The organism is Corynebacterium endometrii (assembly GCF_004795735.1).
Lineage (GTDB): Bacteria > Actinomycetota > Actinomycetes > Mycobacteriales > Mycobacteriaceae > Corynebacterium > Corynebacterium endometrii.
Map to the genome: position 1 here is coordinate 997,461 of NZ_CP039247.1, position 18,779 is coordinate 1,016,239.

At 59.5% G+C, this 18,779-nt stretch carries 14 protein-coding genes; 8 read left to right on the top strand and 6 right to left on the bottom strand.

Going from position 1 to position 18,779, the window contains the following annotated elements; translation table 11 throughout:
* Positions 1-141 precede the first annotated feature (141 nt).
* A complete protein-coding gene (gene gltS / locus CENDO_RS04500) occupies positions 142-1,338 on the top strand; it encodes a sodium/glutamate symporter (RefSeq protein ID WP_136140974.1) in 1,197 nt (398 codons plus the stop codon).
* 113 nt (positions 1,339-1,451) lie between these two features.
* Here gltS and hutG read toward each other — a convergent pair whose 3' ends face one another.
* Positions 1,452-2,432 (bottom strand): formimidoylglutamase, encoded by a 981-nt coding sequence (hutG, locus tag CENDO_RS04505; protein ID WP_136140975.1) that lies wholly within the window; start codon positions 2,430-2,432, stop codon positions 1,452-1,454.
* 307 nt (positions 2,433-2,739) lie between these two features.
* Here hutG and CENDO_RS04510 point away from each other — a divergent pair, with 307 nt between their 5' ends.
* The 6 genes from CENDO_RS04510 (at position 2,740) to pntB (ending at position 11,587) form a co-directional block, all read left to right on the top strand.
* The gene (locus tag CENDO_RS04510; protein WP_136140976.1) at positions 2,740-3,486 is read left to right on the top strand and encodes an IclR family transcriptional regulator; all 747 of its coding nucleotides are present in this window, start codon (positions 2,740-2,742) and stop codon (positions 3,484-3,486) included.
* Positions 3,487-3,620: 134 nt separating this feature from the next.
* The gene (gene hutH, locus CENDO_RS04515) at positions 3,621-5,195 is read left to right on the top strand and encodes a histidine ammonia-lyase (RefSeq protein WP_136140977.1); all 1,575 of its coding nucleotides are present in this window, start codon (positions 3,621-3,623) and stop codon (positions 5,193-5,195) included.
* A gap of 257 nt (positions 5,196-5,452) precedes the next feature.
* Complete coding sequence (gene hutU / locus CENDO_RS04520) at positions 5,453-7,132, top strand: urocanate hydratase (protein ID WP_136140978.1); 1,680 nt, start codon at positions 5,453-5,455, stop codon at positions 7,130-7,132.
* 86 nt (positions 7,133-7,218) lie between these two features.
* Positions 7,219-8,415, top strand: coding sequence for an imidazolonepropionase (hutI, locus tag CENDO_RS04525; RefSeq protein WP_136140979.1), 1,197 nt, complete (start codon positions 7,219-7,221; stop codon positions 8,413-8,415).
* Between the two features lie 170 nt (positions 8,416-8,585).
* Positions 8,586-10,136: a Re/Si-specific NAD(P)(+) transhydrogenase subunit alpha gene (locus CENDO_RS04530; RefSeq protein ID WP_136140980.1), complete on the top strand. Its 1,551-nt coding sequence runs from the start codon at positions 8,586-8,588 to the stop codon at positions 10,134-10,136.
* 8 nt (positions 10,137-10,144) lie between these two features.
* Complete coding sequence (gene pntB, locus CENDO_RS04535; RefSeq protein ID WP_136142143.1) at positions 10,145-11,587, top strand: Re/Si-specific NAD(P)(+) transhydrogenase subunit beta; 1,443 nt, start codon at positions 10,145-10,147, stop codon at positions 11,585-11,587.
* A gap of 62 nt (positions 11,588-11,649) precedes the next feature.
* On the opposite strand, the gene CENDO_RS04540 is transcribed toward pntB, so the two are convergent.
* Positions 11,650-12,558, bottom strand: coding sequence for an SGNH/GDSL hydrolase family protein (locus CENDO_RS04540; RefSeq protein ID WP_136140981.1), 909 nt, complete (start codon positions 12,556-12,558; stop codon positions 11,650-11,652).
* A gap of 244 nt (positions 12,559-12,802) precedes the next feature.
* On the opposite strand from CENDO_RS04540, the gene CENDO_RS04545 reads away from it, so the two are divergent.
* A complete protein-coding gene (locus CENDO_RS04545; protein WP_136140982.1) occupies positions 12,803-14,881 on the top strand; it encodes a DEAD/DEAH box helicase in 2,079 nt (692 codons plus the stop codon).
* A gap of 200 nt (positions 14,882-15,081) precedes the next feature.
* On the opposite strand, the gene CENDO_RS04550 is transcribed toward CENDO_RS04545, so the two are convergent.
* The 4 genes from CENDO_RS04550 to putP form a co-directional block, all read right to left on the bottom strand.
* Positions 15,082-15,528: a DUF2269 domain-containing protein gene (locus CENDO_RS04550; protein WP_136140983.1), complete on the bottom strand. Its 447-nt coding sequence runs from the start codon at positions 15,526-15,528 to the stop codon at positions 15,082-15,084.
* 74 nt (positions 15,529-15,602) lie between these two features.
* Positions 15,603-16,256, bottom strand: coding sequence for an HNH endonuclease family protein (locus CENDO_RS04555; RefSeq protein WP_136140984.1), 654 nt, complete (start codon positions 16,254-16,256; stop codon positions 15,603-15,605).
* 60 nt (positions 16,257-16,316) lie between these two features.
* Positions 16,317-16,724 (bottom strand): hypothetical protein, encoded by a 408-nt coding sequence (locus CENDO_RS04560; RefSeq protein WP_136140985.1) that lies wholly within the window; start codon positions 16,722-16,724, stop codon positions 16,317-16,319.
* 202 nt (positions 16,725-16,926) lie between these two features.
* Positions 16,927-18,489 (bottom strand): sodium/proline symporter PutP, encoded by a 1,563-nt coding sequence (putP, locus tag CENDO_RS04565; RefSeq protein ID WP_136140986.1) that lies wholly within the window; start codon positions 18,487-18,489, stop codon positions 16,927-16,929.
* Positions 18,490-18,779: the final 290 nt, after the last annotated feature.

The following is an 18,779-nucleotide window of genomic DNA, read 5'->3' on the forward strand; positions in this document are numbered from 1 at the left end:
TTGTTCCCTAAGTGGCGGACACATGGGAGTTGTTTTCAGTACGGGTGTGCGAAGGATTAGGAAAAGCCTCAGTGCCTGGGATATTTTGTTCGGTTCTTTTGTTTGTGTCAGGAAGCTGGCATTTTAAATGGAGATAACTGAATGGAATTTGAACTCGATTTGGTCAGCTCAATTGCGCTGACTCTGATTTTGATGCTGCTGGGCGCATGGGCCGCAGCAAACTTGAAGATCTTTAGCCGCTTTGCCATCCCAGGCCCTGTTGTCGGCGGTTTCCTTTTCGCACTGGTCGTGCTGTTGCTGCGTGAGACCGGCGTCGTGGAACTGACCATCGACACCACGCTGCAGTCCCCAGCAATGCTGGCATTCTTTACCACCATTGGTCTTGGTGCTTCCCTGGGTCTTATCAAGACCGGCGGTAAGTTCCTGATCATCTACCTGGTGGCGTGCTGGACCGTGGCGATTTTCCAGAACCTGGTGGGCATTGGCCTGGCAAAGGTGCTGGACATTAACCCTCTGCTGGGCATTATGGCCGGCGCGGTGTCCCTGGAAGGTGGCCATGGTGCAGCGGCAGCGTTCGGCCCAACCGCTGAAGAGCTGGGCGCACAGGGCGCAACCGCAGTCGCGATTGCCGCGGCGACGTTCGGCTTGGTTGCTGGTTCCCTGATTGGTGGCCCGCTGTCCACCTGGCTGATTAGGCGCAACAACCTGGACGTTAAGACCCGTGAGATTGAGACCGTTGAGGAAAAGGGCATCGACAAGGACTCTGAGGTCAGCGAAGGTTCCCTGATTGCTACCGCCGCCGCTATCGGCGTCATCGTGGTTATCGGCGTTTACCTGGGTAACCTGTTCGCTGACATGACCGGTTACTCCTTGCCTGGCTACGTGGGCGCGATGATCATCGCAATTATCCTGCGCAACATCAACGACGCTGCTGGCTGGTTCAAGGTCCACGACAAGGCCCTGAAGCTGATTTCCGATATTTCCCTGGGCTTCTTCCTGACCCAGGCGATGATGAGCCTGAAGATCTGGGACCTGTACGACCTGGCGCTGCCGCTGTTCGTCATCCTGGCGGTACAGGTTGTTGTACTCATGCTGTTCGTTATCTTTGTGGTCTTCCGCGTGCTGGGCAAGAACTACGACGCTGCTGTTATCTGTGGCGGCATGATGGGCCACGGCCTGGGCGGTACGCCAGTTGCTGTGGCAAACATGGACGCTGTTGGTCGTCGTCACGGTCTGCAGTCCAAGGTCGCGATGATTGTGGTGCCACTGTCAGGTGCAGTGCTCATCGACATCGTGGCGTTGCCATGGATTGTGTTCTGTCTGAACTGGGTTGCCTAACGCGTTAGGTGGCTAGGGGGCTTTAGGGCGTGTGGGTTCTGACGATTAAGCGCCGTTCTTCCTTGCAATGGGGAAGAACGGCGCTTATTTGATTTGGGGTGTTCGACTTTTGGTTAGTCGGCGGTTGCCTGGGCGTGGGCGATGATGATGTCGTTGATCAATCGCGCGGCAGCCTTAGCGGTGCGGGAGTCGATGTCGAAGTCAGGGTTGAGCTCGACAATGTCGACCAAGGTGAGCTTGCCGGTCGCGGCGATGGCAACGGCCATGGCGCGGATGCGGTCGTAGGAGACACCCAAGGCAGCTGGTGCGGACACGCCTGGGGCGATATCGGCTGGGAGGACGTCCAAGTCGATGGACAGATGGACTGGCTGGTCCTGTGCGGCGATGTCGTGGGCTAGCTTGGCGCATTCGTTTGGCGTGAGGTCGACGAGCTCTTCATCAAGGTGGATGGTCGTGCCAAGTTCTTCCGCGGTGTCGAAGAGGACCTTCGTGTTGTTTGGTTTAGAGATGCCCAGCACGGAGTAGCGGAAACTGTTCGGGGTGTCGGCGTTGACCATGTCGGCAATCTGCTTGAACGGCGTGCCGGACGTTGGGCGCTCAGCCTGGCGCAGGTCGAAATGCGCATCAAGGTTGATGATGTTCAGTGGGGCATGGTGTGCCTGGTAGGCGCCACGGTGGGAGCCGAAAGCGGTTTCGTGACCGCCGCCCAGAATGATGACTAGGTGCCCGTCGTCGATGATTTCCTTGACCGCGTTGGATAGCTCCTGGTGGGCGCCTTCCAGGTCATCACCCTGAGTGGTGATGGTGCCGGCATCATATCGTGGGTAGTCGTCGTGGAGGGCGAGGGAACCCAAGGCAGCGCGAAGTGCGGCTGGGCCCTGGGCGGCACCCTGGCGACCGTGATTGCGCTCGACGCCCTCGTCAGAGGCGAAGCCAAGAAGTACCGCGCCGGGAGGGGCCGAATGGCGCTTATTCGCTAAAGGAAAAGGGGATATGGCTGAGTGCCAGCGAGCGTGTTCGGGGCCGGGACCATCGGAACGGCCGGACCACTCGGGCGCCTCGGCGTACAGGGGCTTGTCCGTAACGGTGTTCATTCCACCGATGCTACTGGCTTCAGGCGACAGGGGACGGAATGCAGGGGCAAGACGTTCGCTAGGGCTAGGGTTAGCGCTTCTGACCATGTCTAGGGCTGGGCAATCGATATGGCTAAGGCGTCGATACGCACACCCCGTGGTGGGCCGCCTCGGGTTGGGGAAACGGAGGGGGCCGCCGATGGGTAAAGGAATAACAGATATGGTCATGGCCCTTTCTACGAGCGGTGTTTTAGGGGCGTGGTTTGAGCGGGGATGGAATACGTACGCCCACGGAAGGCCTGTGTGTTCTGCGTTACAATGGGAGTTTATGGCGAAGTCACAAGTTCCCGCAGCACGCAACACACTGGCTATTTTGACTCTCCTGTCCTCCATTGATGTGCCCATTTCCGCATCGCGTATTCGCAGTGAGCTGGACCTTCCGCGATCCACTACCTATCACCTGCTCAACGAGCTCGTTGAAGCGGGCTTTGTGGTCCATATCCCAGAACAGCAGGCCTACGGATTGGGGCTGGCGGCGTATTCCATGGCATCCGCATACACCACGCAGCAGCCTTTGGTGCGTTTGGCCTCGAAGCACATGAAAAAGATCGCCAGCTTCATGGGCGGCTCCGGCCACCTGTCCCGCCTGTCGGGTTCTGAGATTGTATACCTGCAGGAATATCGCGCGGAGGGCGCCCCGTCGCTGATTACTGAAAAAGGGGTGCGCTTATCGGCCCTATCCACCGCATCCGGCCGCGTCATGCTGGCCCAACTTCCAGAGGTTGAGGCGGGGGCCGTGTTTGCCGCCTCCGGCCAGGGAGGTCGCCTGCGCGACTTTCGCGAGCGCCTGGCGCAGGTCCGCTTGCGCGGTTGGGATGAGGAAGTCGAGGAAGTCTCCAAGGGGCAGGCGTCGGTGGCTGTGGCGCTCCAGGATCACCTACAGCGCCCGGCGGCGGCCCTTGCCGTGACGTTCCCATTCGGCAGCGCGGACGATGCACGCAAGGATAAATGCTTAAACATGCTAAGTAATGCGGCTAAGTCGTTGGGCGAGCGCATGTATGGGCGTGTAGGATAGGCCCATCGCGTTAGGCTGTCGCGCGAGTAAACGCTGAAATAGTGCGCTTACCTGTATCAATCCCGGAGGCTGGTGGAGTCATCGGTGGCTGATATCAAGGTGTGGCGCATGCTACTTTTCAAGGAGTTACTCCCATGCCTAACGTTTCTGACGTTTTTCAGGACAATTTCCCAGACACGGTGACGCTATCCGTCGGCGCGCTCACCATCGAAGAAGTGGTGGCCGTTGCCCGCTACGGCGCCAAGGTCAATATTGATCCCGCCGCGCTTGCGGCCGTGGCTGAAACCCGTGAGCACATCGAAAAGCTCGCGGCCGACCCAACCCCTGTTTACGGTATTTCCACGGGGTTTGGCGCCCTGGCCCGCCGGCATATCCCACAGGAGCTGCGTGCCCAGCTGCAGCTGTCCCTTGTCCGCTCCCACGCGGCCGGCTCCGGCCCCGAGGTAGAAGAGGAAGTCATCAGGGCCCTGATGCTCCTGCGCCTGTCTACACTGTGTACCGGCCGCACCGGTGTGCGCCCAGTGGTAGCGGAGACCTATGCGGCCGCGCTTAATGCTGGTATCACGCCCGTCGTCTACGAGTATGGTTCCTTGGGATGTTCCGGTGACTTAGCGCCCTTGTCCCATTGCGCATTGGCGCTGCTGGGCGAGGGTCACGTGCGCGTCAACGGTGGCGAGGTGCAGGACGCCGGGGAGGCTCTTGCCGCCGCTGGCATTGAGCCACTGCAGTTGCGCGAAAAAGAGGGACTAGCGCTTATCAATGGTACGGACGGCATGCTGGGCATGCTCTGCCTGGCGATTACCGATCTGCGTGCGGCCGCCAAGGTCGCGGACATCGCCACCGCCATGACCGTTGAGGGCCTTTTGGGAACCTTGACCGTATTCGCCGCTGACCTCCAGGAACTGCGTCCGCATCCGGGGCAGGGTGCGGCTGCGGCCAATATCCTAACCGTAGCCGAGGGGTCCGAGATCCTCGCCGCGGCCCACGAGGAATTCAAGAAGTCCCACGTGCAGGATGCGTACTCGGTGCGTTGCGCCCCACAGGTGGCCGGTGGCTTCCGCGACACCCTGGACCATTGCGCGTTGGTGGCTAGCCGCGAGCTGGCGGCCGCAGTGGATAACCCGGTCGTGGCCCTAGACGGGCGGGTTACCTCCAACGGTAACTTCCACGGAGCCCCGGTCGCCTATGCCCTGGACTTCCTGGCGGTTGTCACCGCAGACCTGGCATCCATTTCCGAGCGCCGAACGGACCGCTTCCTCGATACCGCCCGCAACCGAGGCCTCAATGCTTTCCTTGCGGACGACCCGGGCGTGGACTCCGGCCACATGATTGCCCAGTACACCCAGGCCGGCATCGTGTCCGAACTCAAGCGCCTAGCCGTGCCGGCATCGGCAGACTCCATCCCGTCATCAGCGATGCAGGAAGACCACGTATCCATGGGGTGGGCCGCGGCGCGTAAGCTGCGCAAGTCCGTCGACGGTCTCCAGCGCGTGTTGGCCATCGAGATTCTCACGGCCGCTCGCGCTATCGACATGCGGGGCGGCACCCCGGCCCCTGGTACCGGTGCGGCGGTGGCTGCGGTGCGCGAGACCGTTGAAGGCCCAGGGGTGGATCGATTCCTGGCCCCCGAGATTGAGCAGGTGGTTCATTTGGTACATGGCGGTGCGCTGCTCCAGCGGGTGGAACGGGAAGTTGGGGCGCTGAAATAAGCTAACTAACTGGAAAATCTCGTATCCCGGACACCTGGCGGCTGTGTGGCCTTCCGCACAGTTGCCGGGTGTTCTAGTTTTGAGCACAAGGAAAATCACCCGCCTTAATGCGCGGCGTTTCTTACGCAACCATTACCTGTGCAAGGGGACAGCCCCGGTTATCCGGCCCGTAGCGAAAGGTTCAATGGGCGATAGGAAAGTGCTGCTGGGAGTACCCGTATCTGTTCGTTCAAGAAGACACTTGGAGGTAAACCCCCATGTCAGAGCCACGTGTAGTGCGCGCACCGCGCGGTACTGAGCTCAACGCTAAGTCCTGGCAAACTGAAGCGCCCCTGCGCATGCTGATGAATAATCTTGACCCCGAGGTCGCGGAGCGTCCCGAAGACCTAGTGGTCTACGGCGGTACCGGCAAGGCCGCACGCAACTGGGAAGCCTTCGACGCCATCGTGGAGACCCTCAAGGACCTCGAGTCCGATGAGACTCTGCTTGTACAGTCCGGCAAGCCTGTTGGCGTGTGGAAGACCAACGAGTGGGCACCACGCGTTCTGCTGGCTAACTCCAACCTGGTTGGTGACTGGGCAAACTGGGAGCACTTCCGTGAGCTAGAGGAAGAAGGCCTAATGATGTACGGCCAGATGACCGCGGGCTCCTGGATCTACATCGCCACCCAGGGCATCCTCCAGGGCACCTATGAGACGTTCGCTGCCGTTGCTCGCAAGCGCTTCAACGGCTCCCTGGCCGGCACCTTCACCCTTACCGGTGGCTGCGGCGGCATGGGCGGCGCACAGCCGCTTTCCGTCACCCTCAATGGAGGCGCCTGCCTCATCGTGGACGTGGATGAGACCCGGTTGAAGCGCCGTCAGTCTAAGCGCTACCTGGACGAGGTTGAAACCGATCTCGATGAAGCGCTCCGCAAGGTCCTAGCCGCAAAGGCAGAAAAGCGTGCACTGTCTGTGGGGTTGGTGGGCAACGCCGCTGAGGTATTCCCAGAGATCCTGCGCCGCCAGCGCGCGGGCGAGTTCACTGTGGATGTGGTTACCGACCAAACCTCGGCTCATGATCCGCTGAGCTACCTGCCGACGGAAATTAACGTCGAAGACTGGCAGAACGAGGCTAAGGCTGATCCAATCACCTTCACCAAGAAGGCTCGAGAGTCCATGGCGGCCCAGGTGCAGGCCATGGTGGAATTCCAGGACGAGGGTGCCGAGGTATTCGATTACGGCAATTCCATTCGCGACGAGGCCCGCAAGGCCGGCTATGCCCGAGCCTTCGAATTCCCCGGCTTCGTCCCCGCGTACATCCGTCCGCTGTTCTGCGAGGGCCTTGGCCCATTCCGCTGGGCTGCGCTATCCGGCGATCCAGAAGACATCAGGGTCACCGACCAGGCCCTCAAAGAACTCTTCCCCGAAAACGAGCACCTGATCAATTGGCTCGATGCCGCGGAGGAGTACGTCGAGTTCGAAGGTTTGCCGGCGCGCATCTGCTGGCTGGGATACAACGAGCGCCACAAGGCGGGCCTGAAGTTCAACGAACTGGTCAAGGAAGGAAAGATTTCCGCACCGATCGTCATCGGGCGTGACCACCTCGATTCCGGTTCCGTGGCTTCCCCGTACCGCGAGACCGAGGCGATGCTGGACGGCACCGACGCCGTGGCCGACTGGCCGCTGCTCAACGCCATGACGGCTGTTTCCTCCGGCGCCACCTGGGTATCCATCCACCACGGCGGTGGTGTGGGCATGGGCCGTTCCATCCACGCAGGACAGGTAAGCGTTGCCGATGGCACGGATTTGGCGGCGGCTAAACTGCGTGCTGTGCTGACTAACGACCCAGGCATGGGCGTAATCCGCCACGTGGACGCAGGCTACAACCGAGCCAAGGAAGTTGCCGACGAGCGCGGAGTTCGCATCCCAATGGAGTTCCGCTCCCGCGAGGACTAACTCCAGAAACCCGTTCTCACTCCGCGTGACCGTACCGCGGGCTTAACCTCCCGCGGTAATTCCACCAACCTAGGATCAGAAGGACTATGAGCACCCTTTTTACCGGAATTTCCGAACTGCGCACCGTGACCGATAGAGGAACCATTAAAGACGCTGCGATTGTAGTAGATGACGGGGTGATTGCCTGGGTTGGTCCTGCGAATGAGGCGCCGGAGGTTGATTCCTCAGGACGCCGCGTTGACGTGGAGGATCTTGGTGGGCGTGCCGTGCTGCCCGGCTGGGTGGACTCTCACACCCACATGATCTTCGACGGTGACCGCGGCGCGGAGTTTGAGGCCCGCATCTCTGGCGGCTCTTACGAGGCCGGCGGGATTGCCGTGACCATGGAAGCCACCCGCAACGCTGGGCGCGAGCGCCTAGAGCTGCTTCTACGGCAACGCTTGGCAGCTGCGGCCGCCGGAGGCACTACCACGGTGGAAACCAAGACCGGTTATGGGCTAGACGTGGCCTCCGAATTGTTGGCAGCGTCTATAGCTTCCCAATACGTTGAGGACGTAACCTTCCTCGGCGCGCACCTGGTTCCGCCCGGGGCAGATGCCGAAGAGTACGTGGAATTGGTGTGCGGCGAAATGCTGGACGCCGTAGCCCCGCACGTGGACTGGATTGATGTGTTCTGCGAGCGCGGCGCGTTCGATGAGCAGCAATCTCGCCGCGTCCTAGAAGCCGGTTTGGCCCGTGGCCTTGGGGTACGAGTGCACGGCAACCAGTTGGGCGATGGCCCCGGTGTGCAGATGGCCGTGGATCTGGGGGCCGCGTCGGTTGACCATGTCAATTACGTAGACGATAAGGACATCGCCGCACTCGCCGGATCTGAGACCGTGGCGACGGTCCTTCCCGCCTGCGATCTCTCCACCCGTGAGCCCCTAGCACCCGCCCGCAAGCTGCTTGATAGCGGTGTAACCGTAGCGATCGCGTCCAACCTCAACCCGGGCACCTCTTACACCTCATCGATGAATTATTGCGTGACTACTGCTGTCTTGCAGCAGCATCTTTCCTTAGACGAGGCGATTGAGGCCGCCACCTTAGGCGGTGCCAAGGCGCTTCGCCGCAATGCCGTGGACGGCGGCAAGGACGCTAAAGGGCGCCCGGCCAAGGGTCAGATCCTAGCGGGCGCCGCTGCTGACTTTCATGTACTAAATACCCATCAGGCCATCGATCTGGCATACCGTCCGGGAATGCCGCTGACCTGGCGCACGTATAAGGCGGGTGAGCGCATCCACTAGCCGGTTCACAGCTAAAGGCTTGCCTTGTCAGATCCCCTCTTAAGAGGGGATTTTTTCTGTGCAGTTTATCGCTTTACTGCCGGGACTTTCCTGGAGTGCTACCCCGGGATGCGGGTATGGGATAGACCTTAAAGGGTAACTATTGTTGTGCAACAAGTAAGGCGAGAATAGTGCTCATTGGAATCCCGCGGGAACCTGATGCGCTGGTCTCCGCCACGCCAGACACGGTAGCTAAGCTTATAAAGCTTGGTTACAAGGTGCAGGTGCAGGCCGGGGCCGGCGAACAGGCAAGTTTCCCTGATCCGCAGTATGTAGAAGCAGGCGCAGAGATAGTGGGCGATGATGTGTGGAGCGCCGATATCATCACCGCGCTCGATACCCCGCGTGAACAGGACAGGGCCGCGATGCGCCAGGGGGCGGTACTCATTGCGCGGATGGCCCCGGGCCGAAGCGGCAAACTGGTAGAGGAGTTAGCCGGCCGAAATCTCACGGGCTTAGCCATGGACGCGGTCCCGCGCATCAGCCGTGCGCAGTCCGTGGATGTCTTATCTTCCCAGGCGAACATCGCCGGTTACCGGGCAGTAATTGAGGCCGCCAACGTGTTCGGGCGTCTCTTTACCGGCCAGGTCACCGCCGCGGGCAAGGTGCCCCCGGCCACGGTCTACGTCATTGGCGCCGGTGTGGCCGGTTTGGCGGCCATCGGTACCGCGAACTCCATGGGTGCTGTGGTTAGAGCTACGGATTTGCGGCCGGAGACGGCCGAACAGGTGGAATCGATGGGCGCGCAGTTCGTTCCGATTCCAGCTGAAACGCAGGAATCCGATGATGGCTACGCCAAGGAAATGACGGCAGATCAAGCCGCGGCCGCGGCCAAGCTTTATGCTGCGGAGTCGGCCAAGGCGGATATTGTCATCACCACCGCGAACATCCCGGGCCGTACGTCACCGGTTCTGCTGACCGAGGCCGATGTGGCAGCCATGAAGCCGGGCTCAGTCATCGTGGATATGGCCGCGGCCAACGGTGGTAACTGCACGCTCACTCGCGCGGGCGAGGTGGTAACCACCAATAACGGCGTAACGATTATTGGCTACACGGACCTGGCCGGCAGGTTGCCGGCGCAGGCCTCGCAGCTGTTTGGCCAAAACATAGTCAACCTGCTCAAGCTCATGACTCCCGGCAGGGACGGTCAACTTGTGATTGACCTAGATGATGAAATTATCCGTGGCATTACCGTCACCCAAGCCAGCGACCAGGGGATTGGCAATATCCTATGGCCACCGCCGCCGGTCAAGGTATCCGCCGCTGCGCAGCCTGCTGTGACTCCCGCGGGCCTAAGCGCTCCGGATGGTGCCCAAGCCGTGGATGCGCACGAGGGTGGCAAGGGTGTGGCCTGGAAATTGATTGCCGGCCTGTTGGGCGTTGCGCTAGTTCTCGCTAGCCCCATGCAGGTGGCGAGCCAGTACATGCTTCTCTTGCTCGCCATCGTGGTGGGTTTTTACGTCATCACGGCCGTAACCCACAAATTGCACACACCGCTGATGAGCGAGACTAATGCCATCTCAGGCATCATTCTTATTGGGGCAATCTTGCAGGTGGGGTCATCCAGCTTAGTGGTAAGCGCCCTGGCGTTCGTAGCCATCGTGGTCGCATCAATCAATATTTTCGGCGGATTCTTTGTCACCCGGCGAATGCTGGGCATGTTTGATGGAGGTGAGCGTTAATGCAAGCCATGTCGACAACCGTGGAGTGGGCGGGCCGATTTACCAACCTGGCATACCTCATTGCTGCGTTGCTGTTTATCCTGGCGCTGGCCGGTTTGGCCAAGCAGGAAACGTCCTCCCGCGGTAACCGTTTTGGAATCATGGGAATGGCCATTGCGCTCATAGCCACAGTGGTCAAGGCGGTGGTTGATGCCGCCTCCGGATCGAGCTCTGAGACCAACGGGCCGCTAGCAACCCTGCTCCTTATCGTCGTGGCGCTGGGGATTGGCGCTGCCATTGGTATCCCGCGGGCCAAGCGCGTGGAAATGACGCAGATGCCGGAGCTTATCGCCATGCTCCATAGCTTCGTGGGCCTGGCGGCGGTGCTTATCGGCATTAACTCTTTCGTGGACGCGGATTCTTCCAGCTCGGACTTCGAGACATTCCATTTGGGAGAGGTCTACCTTGGCATCTTCATCGGTGCTGTTACATTCACAGGTTCCATCGTGGCCTACCTCAAACTGTCCGCCAAGATGAACGGCAAACCGCTGGTACTGCCACACCGCCACCTGCTAAACCTGGGTATTTTGGTCATCTCCCTAACTGGGATGGTCGTATTCATGCTGGCCGGGCACTCCGCACTGGGCTGGGTTGCGATGGGCATCATGCTGCTCCTAGCGCTATTTTTGGGCTTTCACCTGGTGGCCGCCATTGGCGGCGGGGACATGCCGGTTGTGGTATCCATGCTCAATTCCTACTCCGGCTGGGCCGCAGCTGCTGCGGGATTTATGTTGGGCAATCCGTTGCTCATCATCGTGGGCGCATTGGTTGGTTCATCCGGTGCGTACTTGTCATACGTAATGTGTAGGGCCATGAACAGAGCCTTTATATCCGTAATTTTGGGCGGATTCGGCGGTGAGGCCGCTGCCGCAGGCGATGACCGTGATTACGGTGAGCACACGGAGACGTCCGCCGCTGAGGTGGCCGAACTGCTTAAGGGGGCCAAGAAGGTCATGGTTACCCCGGGGTACGGCATGGCCGTGGCGCAGGCCCAATACCCGGTGGCATCCTTGGTAGCAAAGCTTCGGGACGCCGGCGTGGATGTGACCTTCGGTATTCACCCGGTGGCGGGACGTCTGCCGGGACACATGAACGTGTTGCTCGCCGAGGCCAAGGTTCCGTACGAGATTGTCCTGGAGCTCGATGAAGTCAACGATGACTTCGGCGATGTGGACGTGGTTCTTGTCATCGGAGCGAATGACACGGTCAACCCCAGTGCTGAGGAACCAGGCTCACCTATCGCCGGAATGCCGGTGCTTAAAGTCTGGGAGGCCGAAAAGGTAATCGTATTTAAACGCTCGATGGGCTCCGGCTATGCGGGTGTTCAAAACCCACTGTTCTTCAACGAAAACACGGACATGCTCCTGGGAGACGCTAAGGAATCCGTCAACGAGATCCTTGCCGCGCTTTAACCCCTGACTACCGCTTTGTGGGGCGCTCCTGGCTGCGGCGGGGTGCGCGCTGTTGAATTGGCCTAGAGGACGTCAGCGATAGCAGCGGCCATTGCCCGCTGACCCTCCGGGGTGGGGTGCATGGGGTAGGAGCCGGTGGCTTTGCCATCGAAACTTGTCCAGCGCAATTCGGGCTCGGCGCAACCGGTATGTTCCTGCGCATTCGCAGGAAGAACGTACGTTGCGCCGTTCCGGTCGGCCGCATCCTTTACCGCCCCATTAACCCGGTTCGTTACCTCTACGAACCAGTCTAGGTCCGGAGTCGAGATACTGTTGGTGAATTCGCACGTATCCGGTTCGGCTACCAGCGGGAGATAGCCCGTGGCGATAATCCGCGCGTTCGGGGCAGAGCCTTTGATTGCCGCGTATGCGGCATCAAGTTTCGCGGCCAGCCCTCTGATGGCCCTATCCACCCGAGCACCCAGGGTCTGCCTGCAATCCTGTCCGGTAGCGGCGCACGCGGCCATGGCGCCGAAGGAAATGTCATTGCCGCCCATGCTGATGGTGACCAATTGGGTGTCCCGGGACAAGGCGGAAGCTTGGGGAGGGATTCCGCCAAAATCCGCCTCGCGTTCGGAAGTAACGTGGGCGGTAATTGCGCCCTGGCAGGAAACATCGGTTAGGGATAGGTTATGGTTTCCCGCCAGGATGCGCGCGTAATTATCCTCACTGCGCATGCATAGAGCCGACTCTCGATCCGCCTGGCTAGCCGTAGTCCGGCTGCCCATAGAGGCAAAGGAATCGCCTAGCGCCACGTAGTTTTTAAGTGGTTCCGATCCGGATTCCGGTGGGGATGGGAAGGCGGCGGGGCCGTTGGTAGGCGGCTTATCACGTGGGATATCAACGGGGCCTGAGAAAAACAATGCCACGCCAACGCAAAGGGCGAGCAGCGCCGCTACTCCAGCGATTAAGGCGGCGTACGCTTTAGACATCGGAGCCTTTCGGTGGGGGTTTGATAGACGCAATCCTAGCGGGGCGTCCTAATGGGGATGCGACAGTTACGCACGGCGGTACGGCCCGGGCGCTTGACGGGGGCGGGGGTGGGGTAGAGGGGTGGGGTTGGGCCTTGTGAGATTGAAGCTTCGAGACGTCATGACGTGTTTATGCCCACCAATGCGGATGGGGCTGGGCGTTAAATCGCTATTAGCTTGGACTTCGCGTACTGTTGGTTGGGCAATGAGCATTACCGATAACGCCACTGGCGGCGTGAACGAGCCAGAAGATAATTTTAATCAGTCGGAATCTCAGGAAATCTCGCAAGGTGTCGAAGCAAGCAATGCTTCTGAAAATCATGACACCGGGGCTGCGGAAACTTCTGAGGACGCCGGCGCCGAGAACAATGACTCGGCCAACGAACAATCCCAGGGGTTTGCGAATCTTGACCTCCCAGAGCAGGTTCAGCAGGCAGTAGCCAAGGTAGGATTTACCACCCCTTCACCAATTCAGCAGCAGACTATCCCTCTGCTCATGGAGGGCCGCGACGTAGTAGGCCTTGCGCAGACCGGTACGGGCAAGACGGCGGCGTTTGCGCTGCCCATCCTTTCCCGCATCGATGAGCAGGCGCGTCACCCACAGGCCTTGGTGCTTGCCCCAACCCGTGAGCTGGCACTGCAGGTTGCTGATTCCTTCCAGTCCTTCGCCGACCACCTAGGCCGCATCGAGGTGCTGCCAATCTACGGTGGTCAGGCCTACGGTATCCAGCTGTCCGGCCTGCGCCGCGGTGCACAGATCATCGTGGGTACCCCGGGCCGCGTCATCGACCACCTGGAAAAGGGCTCCTTGGACATCTCCCAGCTTAGGTACCTCGTGCTCGATGAGGCTGATGAGATGCTTAACATGGGTTTCCAGGAGGACGTGGAGCGAATCCTGGCTGATACGCCGGCGGACAAGCAGGTTGCTTTATTCTCCGCGACCATGCCTAATTCAATTCGCCGCCTGTCCAAGCAGTACCTGAATGAACCCGCGGAAGTTACGGTCAAGTCCGAGCGACGAACCAATGACAACATCACCCAGCGCTTCCTGCTGATCCCTCACCGCCAGAAGATGGATGCGTTTACCCGCATCCTCGAGGTCATTGACTACGACGCAATCATCGTCTTTGTACGCACCAAGCATGAGACCGAAAACGTGGCTGAGCAGCTGCGTGCGCAGGGTTACAACGCCGCAGCGATTAACGGCGATATTGCCCAGCAGCAGCGCGAGCGCACCGTTGATCAACTCAAGGATGGACGTCTGGACATCTTGGTGGCCACCGATGTGGCGGCCCGCGGCCTAGACGTTGAGCGCATTACCCACGTGGTCAATTTCGACATCCCGAACGACACTGAATCCTACGTGCACCGCATCGGCCGCACGGGCCGCGCGGGTCGTTCCGGTGAGGCGATTTTGTTTGTCACCCCTCGCGAGCGCCGCATGCTGCGCTCCATCGAGCGCGTTACTAATGCGCGCCTGGAAGAGATGGATCTGCCCAGCGTTGATGAAGTCAATGCGAAGCGTAAGGAAAACTTCTACCAGTCAATCACGGAGAAGCTGGGCGATTCGCAGTTCGATATGTTCCGCGGCATGGTTCGCAAGTATTCCGAGACTAACAACGTGGCTATGGATGACATCGCCGCAGCGTTGGCCGTAGCCGCGCAGGGCGATGCAGAGTTCCTGATGAAGGAGCAGCCGGCTCCGAAGCGAGACCGTCGCGACCGTTTCGATCGCGATGACCGTGGCGGCAGGGATCGTGGAGGCCGTGACCGTGCTGGTTTCCGGGACCGTGGCCGCGACCGCGGTGAACGCCGTCCGGATGGCGACTTTGAGACCTACCGCATCGCGGTGGGCAAGCGCCAGAATGTACGCCCAGGGGCAATCGTTGGCGCAATCGCCAACGAGGGTGGCTTGTCCTCCAAGGACTTTGGCCGCATAACTATTGCCGTGGGACACACACTGGTTGACCTGCCTAAGAACCTGGACCCTGCGGTTCTTGACCGCCTGAAGGATACCCGAATCTCAGGCCAGCTGATTAACATCCAGAAGGATACGGGCCGTCCTCCTCGCCGGGACTACGACGATGACCGTGGTGGCCGTGGAGGCCGTGGTGGCTACCGGGGCCGCGACGATCGTGATCGTGGTGGCCGTGGCGGTTGGCGCGACCGCGATGACCGCGGCGGAAGAGACCGTGGCGGCCGCGGCGGTGGGCGTGGCGGTTTCCGTGATGATCGTAGTGGGCGCGGTGGTGACCGTGGCGGCCGCGGCCGCTGGCGCGATTAAAACCAACGTGGCCACCTGAAGGCTGCACCACAAGGCTCGTGCCGGAATTTTCCGGCACGAGCCTTCTTGCTATCTATCTTGCTGCTACTGACCGCTACCTGCTGCAGATTGTCGGCCGATAGCCTTGGTCGGTGGGTATGAAAGTACCCCGCAGCGCTGTGTATAAGCGACTGCGGGGTACTAATGGTTGCGTATGTTGTTTAAGCAAACATGGATAGTGCGGTAATCAACCACACCAGGCAGAAAATGCCGGAGAACATGGAAAGCTGCTTCTTAGCCTTAGCGTAGTCAAAGGAATGATCACCAGCCTCGAGTGCTGCCATCGCCTTTTTCTGCTTAGGGGTTACCAGGAAGAAAAGGATTCCCCAAGCGACGATGGACAGAACAATCGCCAGGTGGAAGTTGTAGCTCTGGCCGTAGGTTGCCCAATCAACAAACAATAGGGCTGCACCAAATACAGGCACGAGGACGGACCACAGGCCATACTGATCGGAAATTCGGTGCAGAACGCGCGCGGCGCCGAGCGCGGCGGTGTCACCGGTCGAGGCTTTCAGCATTTGCCCTTGGAAGCTGGAAACAGCAACGGTTACGGGTCCCAGAAGCAGGATGGCTGCGACGACGTGGAGGATGTACAGGATCAAACTCATGGCGAGTTGGTCACATGCCTTTCATGGTTGCGGACTATTGAGTCCTTTTTCGCTTGTCAATGGTGCCCTTGAGCCTAGCTACTCAAGTCAAGGAAAGCGAAACGGCAAGCTGCGGAAACCGTCCGGGTGTCCTCCCCGGTCAGGGGTAGGTCATACTTTGCGGCTACCGCGGCCAGGCGCCTGCCGTACCAACAGTGGGCACCTGCATGCGGCGGTAGCCATCGGGAGGGGAGCTGGTCCGATTTATCTTGATTGTGCTTACGGGCCGTGACCACGAGATTGAGAGGATCATTGGCGAATTCGACGCGCTTGTTCGAGTCCCAGGCGTGTGCTCCCATATCCCATGCGGCGGAAAGCGGGAATACGTGGTCTACCTCCAACTTGGTCTCCGGGTTGGACAGGTCCAGCATCACATTGGCGTAGGGGTCGTGAAGCAAACCGCTCGATACGCTGCAACCCGGTGGGGCGCTTTGCAATTGGCGGATGATGGACATCTCCCTCGACGTGCATTGGGAAGACGGCACCCTAGCCCAGCCGTTGCCAAATTCCTCGCGTTTATAACCTAGTACGCGCTGGCGCTGGGGAACCGTTTCAATCCGGCCAAGTGATGAGGACAGGGCGGGCAGGCCGGCTTGAGTTACCGGATTAAGGCGAGGGAGGAGATAGCTCAAGCCCAAAGCTGCGGTAAGGCAGATAACTATGGAAAGATAAATGCGGCGAGGTTCCATGCCCTATTGGACCGAGAAAACCTCGCCGCGGTTCCCGCGCACTGCGGGAATTATAAGAGATTAACGGTCGTCGTCGTTATCATCGCGATCGTCGTTGTCGTCGCGGTCGTCGTTCTGGTCATCGCGGTCATCATTCTGGTCGTCGCGATCGTCGTTCTGATCATCGCGATCGTCGTTCTGATCGTCGCGATCGTCGTTCTGATCGTCGCGATCGTCGTTCTGGTCATCGCGGTCATCATTCTGATCGTCGCGATCGTCGTTCTGGTCGTCGCGGTCGTCGTTCTGGTCGTCGCGGTCGTCGTTATCGTCGCGATCGTCAGAATCGTTGTTGCTGGAGCCGGAGTCGTTGGAGACTTGGGTTTCCGGAGCTGCTGGAGCCTGATCATCATCGCTATCATTGCATGCGGCTAGGGATAGCGCCGTGGCAGCTGCGATAAGGGCAATAGCTGGCTTGCGGTAGGAGAACATTAGTGGATCCTTTCATCTACTTCCATGCCGTTAGCTTCCAAGGCTAACCTTATGACTAAATCCAGCTTAACGCTTATGACTGCCAAATTTAAGGTGTGTCGAATGAGAAAGCTTTCATTAAAAACTTTCATTTAAAAGCACGAAGCACCCGCCCCGGCGATGGGCCGGAGGGGTGCAACGCTACGCGGAATGGGATGTCTGCCTAGACTTTTTCAGCGGCATCCTCGAAATCGATGTTTTCGTCCTTCGCGGAGAGCTTGGCCAGCTTTTCGGCCTTCTCGAATTCGGCGGCAACCTCGGCGTGCGGAGGTTTGGTCATCAGCGTGACGGCTACGGTGACGATGAGGGACGCGGCGAAGCCAGGAACAATCTCGTAGATCCACCCGGACGTGGTCTCATTCATGCCCCAGGCGATGGTGACAACCGCGCCGACAATCATGCCGGCGATTCCACCGGGAGCATTAAGACGCTTCCAGTAGAGGGAGAGCAGTACAAGCGGGCCGAATGCCGCGCCGAAACCTGCCCATGCGAAACCAACCAGACCCAGGATGGAGTCAGACGGGTTAATGGCCAAGATTGCTGCCAGAACGGCGATGGCAACCACAGCGGTACGGGACAGGTTGATTAGCACGCCCTGGTTGATATCGCGCTTTGCGACGATCTTGTACAGGTCTTCAATCAGGGAGGAGGATACCACCAGCAGCTGAGAGGACATGGTGGACATGATCGCTGCAAGAACCGCAGTCAGAACCAAGCCGGCTGGTAGTGGGTGGAACATAGCCTGAGCCATATCCAGGAAGATGGTCTCAAAGTTCTCCTGGTCCACGATGGAGTAGTCCGTCTGGGTGAAGAAAACCGTACCGGCCAGTGCCACGAACACGGCGCCCACCAGGGACAAGAACATCCATGAAATACCCCAGAAGCGGCCCTGCTTGGCGTCGGCAGAGTTACGCAGAGCCATGAAACGGACGATGATGTGTGGCTGGCCGAAGTAACCCAGGCCCCACGCGGCGTTACCGATGATGGCCGCCGCGCTTACACCCGCGATCAAGTTGAAGTAATCAGGGTTCGCGTCGATGACGCCGCCGGTGGCGTAGGAGTTCTCCGTGGCGTAGGTGAAAATCGCGGAGGGATCCTCAAGTGAGAAGATGGCCAATGCTGGCACGATCATCAAGGCACCGAACATGAGAAGGCCCTGAACAACGTCGGTGTAGGAAACGGCCAGGAACCCGCCGATGAAGGTGTATGCCACGGTCACCGCCGCGACAATCAGCATGCCGGTCAAGTAATCACCGTTGAAGGTGGACTCGAAGTAGCGGCCGCCAGAGACCATGCCGGAGGAAACGTAGAACGTGAAGAAGAAAATAATCACGAGCGCGGCGACTATGCGCAGGACGCGAGAGGAATCACGCAGGCGGTTTTCGAAGAAAGAAGGAACCGTAATAGAATTGCCCGCTACCTCCGAGTAGGCGCGGAGGCGTGGGGCAACGAACTTCCAGTTGGCCCACGCGCCGATAAGCAGGCCGATTGCCATCCAGAGTTCGGACATGCCGGTTAAGAACAACGCGCCAGGCAGGCCCATGAGCAGCCAGCCGGACATATCAGATGCACCGGCGGATAGAGCGGCTACGAATGGGTGAAGGCCGCGGCCGCCCAAGACGTAATCATCGTACTCATCGGTCTTCTTGAAGGACCAATAGCCGATGGCAAGCATTGTGAACATGTAGATGATGATCGCAATGACGTACCACGTCGAAGTATCCATTTCATCTCCCTATTGTCTTTTGTGATAGCGGAATAAATGCGGTGAAACACTTTTAAACATAATTCTGTCCGTGGTTACACGGAGCTTGTTACACCGTAACGAGTAGGCGGTCTTCGCCCAAACGATATTCGCAGGATACGGCCCTGCGTACAGCGAAAATTAAGGTTCTATAGGGCTAATGCGCAGCTATTAGCGAGTTTTATAACGGAACGGTAACGATTGCCGTTTGTCGAGCGTACCGCCGCGTGTCAGCGCTCCAGCGGGAATGGTCGGCGAGGCGGCCGCTACGT